Raw genomic sequence first — 7,447 nt, 5'->3', positions numbered from 1 at the left:
CGCCGCCGAGGCGGATGCCGCCGCGGCCAGGGCGACCCAGGCGGCGGGCAGGGCGCGGAACCTGGCCGGGCAGGCGGCCGCCGCTGCCCGCACGGCGCGTGACGCGGCCAACAGCGCCGCCGATCACGCCGAGAAGGCCGCGGCCGCGGCCAAGGAAGCGGCCGCCCACGCCGGTGAGGCGGTCGACTACGCCAACCGGTCCACGCTGGCCGCCAACGCCGCTGTCGAGGCGGCGAATGCCGCCGCCGCCGCGGTCGTCAAGGCGCGGGATGTCGAAGCGGCGGCCCGCCAGGCCGAAGCCGAGAGTCTGGCCGAGGAGACCAGCGAGGCGATCGAGCAGGCACGACTCGCGGCGCAAGCGGAGTCGAACGAGCTCGAACGGTTCAACCGGGAGCGGACCCAGGAAGCACGCCTCTCCGAAGAGCTCCAGGCAGCCATCAGCTCTGCGGAATCAGCACTGCAGAACGGAACCATCGAGCAGGCCGCGGCGGCCGGGCGCAAGGCGGCGGTCCGCCTCTTGGACGGCCCGGGGACCTGGACCCGTCAGGCGGCGGAGTACGCGCTGTCCGGTTCGGACCAGGACGTCGTCAACTGGATCTCGACCGACCGCGTCCTCGCGGTGCAGCAGGACAACGTCGAGAACGTCGCGGCGCTCGCCGCAATGTCGACGCAGGCCGTGGCCACGGCGGCCGCGGAGGTTCTGAAGACCGAAGACCACGCCAAGATCAAGGCATTCCTGGAGACCGGAGCGGTCGAGGCAGCCGCTGAGGACAACCGGGTCGAGGTGGCCAGGATCCTGGCCGACCCCAGCAGCGGCACGAGGGTGCGAAGCGAGGCATCGGCCGCACTGGACGCGGGGACCGCCGAGGCCGTGCACACCTTCCTGTGGGTCGGCCGCGAGGCGGCCGTACGCGAGGACGACCAGGTGGCCGCGTCGACGCTCCTCGCAACCGGAGGCCCTTACACCAAGGCGGCGGCGCAGATCGCGCTCGAGGGCGACACCTTCATGCTCCGCCAGTTCATCGCCACCACTCAGTACGACTTCGCGCGGATCGACCAGGATCGCGCCACGCACATCAGCGCGGTCCGTGCGTCGATCGCACGCGCGGCCAAGATCGCGGCGAATGCGCAGGAGGACGCGGCCCGCGCCTCCGAGGCTGCCGCCATTGCACGCCAGGCCGCTGACAAAGCGACTGAGTGGGCCAACCTCGCCAAGGGGTATGCCAAGGATGCGGCGAAGTCTGCACAGGAAGCACGTGACAACGCCGATGCCGCCGAGCGGTCCGCGGCCGAAGCGGCGAAGTCCGCCCAGACCGCGAGCAACGCAGCCGCCGCGGCACTCAAGGCAAGCCGCGTGGCACGCCAGGCCGCGACTCGAGCCGTGCGGTCCGCCGAGACCGCCGCGCGCTACGCCACGGACGCCGCGATCTCGGCAACGACAGCCCGCAAGCAGGCAATCGAAGCCGGCAAGGACGCAGTCTCCGCCGCGCATGCCGCAACCCAGGCCTACGTTCTTGTGATCCAGGCCGCGGTGCGCCAGGCGATCCAGAACGCCATCGACAATGCGAGCGTTCCCGTCGGCGACGACGACGGCGAACTTCCGCCCGGAGCCGAGAGCTGTCTGACGCCGTTCGGCAAGCCCATCCCGTCCGGAAACGGCGCTACACCGTGGGAGCTGGGGTGGAGCTGGCTCACGGGAGGCGGCGATCGGTCCCAGTGTTTCGGCCCGAACGACGAGTTCACCAGCCTCTACCGCGCGCACCCGCATACGCAGGAGACGCTCGAGTACTTTCTCACGGACTGGGTGCGCACCGGGAAGTACGAGCTGGGCCACACGTACATGTACGACTACAGTCTCGGCGGCGTCCAGGGCCTGAAGTGGCTCAGGGACATGGGGGTCACGCAACCAGGAGACGAATGGCTGACCGGGTACACCGGAAACCACGCGTACGCGTTCATGGGCTCACAGAAGATCCGGATGACCCCCATCCGGGAGAACGCGGACGGCAGCGTGGTGTGGCGTTACACGGCGTACAGCGAGCAGAGCGCGGAGTCCGCAACCCGCCCGCCGATCATCGGGTACCAGGACTGGTACAAAGAGTCCGCCGGCAAGGCCATCAATGGCCTGATCGACTGGGTCAGCGGCGATTCAGGACCAGGGTCGACCATGACCGTGCTGGTCGAGTTCAACGTCACGCTGGGGCCGTAGTGCGCAAGCTGACAGGTGGACGTTGGTTCGCCGCCGCGCTGGCCGCTTCCGCAGTACTCACCGCGGGCTGCACGGCTCGGGTCGACGCCGAAGACCTGCCCGGTCTGTACCGCAACGATGAGACCGGCGGTGAGATCCGGCTTGAATCCGACGGCACGTTCACCGCCACTGATCTGTCGACGGCCCCGCACGGCGACCCCGCCGATTTCCACGGCGATTGGAACTTCGTGGACAGAGGCGACTTCCTCAGCGAGGACTTCGTCTATCTGAACATCGCTGAGCGTGGCATCGGTGAGGTCTCCGGTGTTCAGCTCTACGCACGCGGCGGGGGGAAGGTAGCGTTCCGCGAGCCGGATGGGTCGTGGTCCCTGGTGCTCACCAAAAGCACCTAGCGTCGAGCTTTCGTGACGGTCCGTCGGATTCTCCGGCGGGCCGTTTCGGTCGTCCGGGCTGATCACGGGGAGGTCGGTGGCCCGGCTGTCGCGACGGCGCCGGGTTCCACAGTTCCGGTCGGGGCCAGTGCTGCTCGTGGGGACGGGACCCTGCTGGGCAGCCGGGGTTCGGCAGGGCCGCGAGCCGTTGCAGGGCGCCTGTGATCGCATCGGTCCAGGGTCAGTGCCCGGCGAGGCGGAGGATTCGGGTCCGTTCCCAAAGGATCTGGATCGAGGAGGTGTCTCTGAGCTGGGCCTTGTCAGTTCTGCTGACCGCAGCGGAACGGGAGTGGATCACACAGCTGACCGCGCAGATCGAGAAACTCGGCCGACCCGTCGAGGAAGAGGTGCCTGTCAAGATCTGTGTGCCGCGACGCAACCGGCAGGGGGCGCTACGAGGCCGCTTCGGCGACAACGCTCCGTGGAGGCTGATGGCTGCTCAGGTTTTCCTGACGCGCCGTCAATCATTTGGATCATCTTGCACGTGCGTTGTACAACGTACTGAAAACCAACAGTGATCAGTGAAGAGCCTTGAAGGTGAGTATTCGCAGCTCAGATGGCTTGCTGCGGTGTTGTGCCCCCTGGGCTCAAGGGGCACAACACCCCGCCCGTCAGATGTCCCGGAAGGGACCAGCGAGTTCCGTGACCTGCTGTGGTGGGAGTGCGGAGGCTCCTGACCTGCACGAATGGCCTTTCGGCTCTTTCATGCTCGTGCCGGTTGATGGGCCTGAAAGTCCCAGGGGACTTTCACGGCTGAGGGGCGCCTTTCGGCTCTACACGGCAGTGCGGGCTCGTCAGCCGCCTCGCCCCTGACGAGAGCGCTGCAACCTCGATGTCGAACGCCTGGCGCTCAGCAGATGCCTTGCGGGATCGTGAGGTTCTGATGACCGACGACTCTTCGGCCGCCGACGGCAGTGAGCCGACGGGGCCGGTCAGCCCTCGCACGTCCTGTGGTGAGCGGTCCGTCACGCGAGCCCGGCGGGAGCCCAGTCGCTGTCGGCCTGCCCCAGACACACCCCCGCCACCACCCGGGCCGCCGAAGGACTCCGCGACGGGCTCGGTCCGCTCCCAGCCGGTGCGGGACTCGGCGGGGACGCGGATGGCGTCCGGAAGTGCGCAGGGCCTGACCGTCTCCCCGGCGGCACGGCGTGGTGGCGGACAGGGCCCGAGAGCAGGCACGTCCGTACGGGGCCGCACGGGTGACCGGCCTTTCGACGGGCAGACGTCCGAGGTTGGGTTTTCTCGGACCGGGCACAGTGCCCGACCGGCGCCGACGCCGGTTCGTCGATCGACAGCGGGGAGCGCGTCAGGTGGTCTTGGTCATCGTCTTCGGAGTGGCGCTGCTGGTGGCCGTGCTGCTGTCCGGGCTCGCCGCCCGGTCGGTGCTCTCCACATCGCTGCTGTTCCTGGTGGGCGGCGCGCTCGTCAGCGACGGCTTCCTCGGTCTGATCCACATCACCCCGGACAGCGACATCGTCAGGGTCACCGCCGACCTGGCGCTCTTCGCGGTGCTGTTCACCGACGGCATGCACGTCTCCTTCCCCGCGCTGCGACAGGCGTGGCGCAACCCCGCCCGCGCCCTCGGCCTGCCGCTGGCTTTCGTCGGCGTCGCCCTGCTGGCCCACCTCCTCGTCGGCCTCGACTGGACGACCTCCTTCCTCGTCGGCGCCGTGCTGGCGCCGACCGACCCGGTGTTCGCCTCGGCCATCGTGGGCCGGGAAGAGGTCCCCGCCCGGCTACGGCAACTGCTCAACATCGAAAGCGGCGTCAACGACGGGCTGGCCCTGCCGTTCGTCCTCATCCTCATCGCGGCCGCCGTACCCACCGGCCATGCCGAAGACGTCGGCTTCGCCTCGATCGGCGGTGAACTCCTGCTCGGGCTGGTCTTCGGAGTGACCCTGCCGCTGCTGGTGCACTGGCTCGTCCGGTTCCGTGTGCTGGGCGCGGAACCTCGGCTCCAGCCCCTGTTGCCGCTGGCGGTCGCGGTGATTCTGTACGCGGCCTGCCACCTCACCCATGCCAACCCGTATCTGGCCGCCTTCTCCGCGGGCGCGGTGATCGTCACTGTCGCGCCCGAGGCCAAGAGCGCCTTCGAGCCGCTGGGCGAAGCTCTCGCCGAGCTGGCGAAGTTCGCGGCACTCCTGGTCTTCGGAGCTCTGCTGACCCCTCACCTCTTCGGCGAGCTCCCGATCGGCGGCTACGCGGTGGCGGTCCTGGCCATCTTCCTCATTCGTCCGGCCTCGCTGCTGCTGTCCCTGGTGGGCACCGACTTCGACCGCAAGGAGAAGCTCACGGCGGCCTGGTTCGGCCCCAAAGGCTACGCCTCCGTGGTCTACGGGTTGCTGGTGCTCCAGGCCGGTATCCCCCAGGGCGAGGAGGCGTTCACCCTGATCGCTGTCACCGTCGCCTTCTCCATCGTGGCCCACAGCAGCACGGACGTCCCGATCGCCCGCATCTTCGACGTCGAGAAACTCGTCGGTATCCCCGACGACGACAAAGAAACACCTCGCCGCAGGGCCCCCCGCGGTGCCGACCGCAAGAACAACGACAGCGAGTGGAGCGACGGCCACGGTTGACCTGCCGGTAAGCCTGACGAGGTGTCTTCACCCAGCACGACGAAGTACGAAGGTGATGATCCGGCGAAAGGTGTACGCGGAAGTACGCATGAAGAAGCAGTTCATTGACGGCCTGCGCACGAGCAACTGACGGTGGGTCGACCCTGCGCCGGGTCGCTCCGGAAGCATCCGCACTGCGGCAACCTGTGAGTTCAGCACGCTACTCACCGTCACCACCGACTGCCGACCAGAGCCGCTCGTTTGACAGACCCGTTGCAGGTCGCAGCATAGGAATCCCTCAAAGTCGCTGTCCGAGAAACGCAGGGCGCCTCAGCCGTCCGTGCCCCGGAGAGCGCGCTCCTTCGTGACTGCCGGTCGGTTCCGCACCGATGTGGAGATGATCCGCACCGAGCAACGGACGAGAAGACAGATCGCCGGGTCCGGCGACAGACTCGTTCCGCCGCGTCGACCGGCCTGGTCAGGCACGCGTTCTCCGAGGAGGGACCCCCTTTGACGAAACCACTTCACGCATGCGCGGATCCGGTGGCCGAGGGTGAGGGCACCGGACCGCCGCCCGGTCCGGACGACGAGCGGCGGCAGCCGCCCACGCCATCACGCCCGCACCACCTCGCCGAGGAGCCCGGCGGTAGCCGGGGGAGTCTGTACGTGAGGACGGGACCCGGCGCTCCGGCGGCATCGCGGCAGATCGGCGGGGCCCCCATGACGTTGGCGGAACTCAGCAGCCTCAGCGGGGTGCCGGCCGCGACGATCAAGTACTACCTCCGGGAAGGGCTGCTGTCCCCGGGCAGGCGTGTCACCGCGACCCGCGCCGAGTACGGCGAGGCGCACCTTCACCGACTGCGGTTGATTAGGGCGCTGATAGGTGTGCGCCGACTGTCGGTCGTGGCGGCCAAGAGGGTTCTCGGCACCATGGCGCGGCAGCCGGATGCGCACCGGATCCTCGGAACGCCGATCGACGGCGGGCCAGAGTCGCCGGACGGGGACCACGAGCGGGCGAAGGCTCCGGGCGTCGCCGGCGCGCGGAGGCTGATCACCGAGATGGGCTGGGACGTCGACACCGGTACCGCCGCCGCCCGGAGTCTCGGCGAGATTCTGCACGCCCTGTCGGAGCTGGGTACGGGGATCGACTGGCGGACGCTGCTGCCGTACGCGCGATTGGCGGACCGCGCATCGGAGCTGGACATCGAGCAGCTGAACGGCGACTGGGGGCCCGGGGAGGCCGCCGAACGCGCCGTGCTGGTGATTCTCCTGCTGGAACCGGTGCTGCTCGCGCTGCGGCGCCTCGCCGTGGAGGACAAATCAGTCCGTCACTTCCAGGGCGTCGAAGGCGGCGCGGAGAGCACGTGCGAAGAAGCGGCGGTCCGCCCGCGCCCGGAGGATGGACGCGGTTCGCCCGCTGCGTTCTTCGGCGCGTCGAAAGGAATGGCCACGTGACCGCGATGCAGGACGTGTACGCCGATCTGGCTGTGGAGGGCACCGAACTCGGTGATCTCGTGTCAGGACTGAGTCCCGAGGAATGGGCGGCGGAGACCCCCGCCGCCTCCTGGACGGTCCGTCACCAGGTGGCTCACCTGGCGTACGTCTCCCGTCTGGTACGGCTCGCGGTGAGCGACGAGGAAGCCTTCGCGGCCGAGACCGCGCAGGTCCGGGAGGACTTCCAGTCCGGGATGGACGCCGGGCTCGCCGGGTACGTCGCGGAGCCGGTCCCCCGTCTACTGCGTCGCTGGACCGAGGAACGGGCTGCCGCCGAGAAGGGGCTGTACGCACTGGAGCGCCATGACCCGGTGCCGTGGCCGGCCGGGCCGCTGCCGGCCAGTGTGCTCGCTGCGGTCGCGCTGTCGGAGCTGTTCGCGCACGGCCAGGACATCCGCGACGCCCTCGGGCGTCCGCGCGTGCTCACCGACCGGATCGGTCACATCGTCTTCCTCGGGACCCGCACCCGGGACCTGGCCTACCGAGCCCGGGGTCTGCGGCCTCCGGCCGAACCGTTCCGTTTCGAGCTGACGGCCCCGTCCGGGGAGTTGTGGGCCTTCGGCCCGCCGGAGGCCGGGCAGCGGATCGCCGGCCCGGCCCAGGACTTCTGCCTGCTCGTCACCCGGCGCAGACACCGCGACGACCTCGCGCTGACAGGGGTCGGGACGGAGGCCGGCCACTGGCTGGACATCGCACAGTCCTACGTCGGACCGCCTGGCACGGGCCGGGCACCGCAGTGAGCAACTTGACGTACAGCT

General features: G+C 69.3%; 5 protein-coding genes. All 5 read left to right on the top strand.

Features of this window, described 5'->3' with window-relative positions:
• On the top strand, positions 1-2,209 hold a 2,209-nt coding region (locus CIB93_RS15935), incomplete at its 5' end, for an ALF repeat-containing protein (protein WP_179500128.1).
• On the top strand, positions 2,209-2,601 hold the full coding sequence (locus CIB93_RS15930; RefSeq protein ID WP_218839782.1) for a hypothetical protein: 393 nt from the start codon (positions 2,209-2,211) through the stop codon (positions 2,599-2,601). The genes CIB93_RS15935 and CIB93_RS15930, both read left to right, overlap by 1 nt.
• A gap of 1,349 nt (positions 2,602-3,950) precedes the next feature.
• Positions 3,951-5,216, top strand: a complete 1,266-nt coding sequence (locus CIB93_RS15925; protein ID WP_096627488.1) for a sodium:proton antiporter — start codon at positions 3,951-3,953, stop codon at positions 5,214-5,216.
• Between the two features lie 699 nt (positions 5,217-5,915).
• A complete protein-coding gene (locus CIB93_RS15920; RefSeq protein WP_096627497.1) occupies positions 5,916-6,650 on the top strand; it encodes a MerR family transcriptional regulator in 735 nt (244 codons plus the stop codon).
• A 5-nt stretch (positions 6,651-6,655) separates the two neighbouring features.
• Positions 6,656-7,429 carry a TIGR03084 family metal-binding protein gene (locus CIB93_RS15915; protein ID WP_096627496.1) on the top strand — a complete coding sequence of 258 codons (774 nt, stop codon included), beginning with the start codon at positions 6,656-6,658 and terminating at the stop codon, positions 7,427-7,429.
• Positions 7,430-7,447: the final 18 nt, after the last annotated feature.

It is taken from the genome of Streptomyces sp. WZ.A104, from assembly GCF_002382885.1.
Classification (GTDB): Bacteria; Actinomycetota; Actinomycetes; order Streptomycetales; family Streptomycetaceae; genus Streptomyces.
The sequence above is the reverse complement of the archived record's forward strand: the minus strand, read 5'-3'. Positions and strand labels throughout refer to the sequence as shown.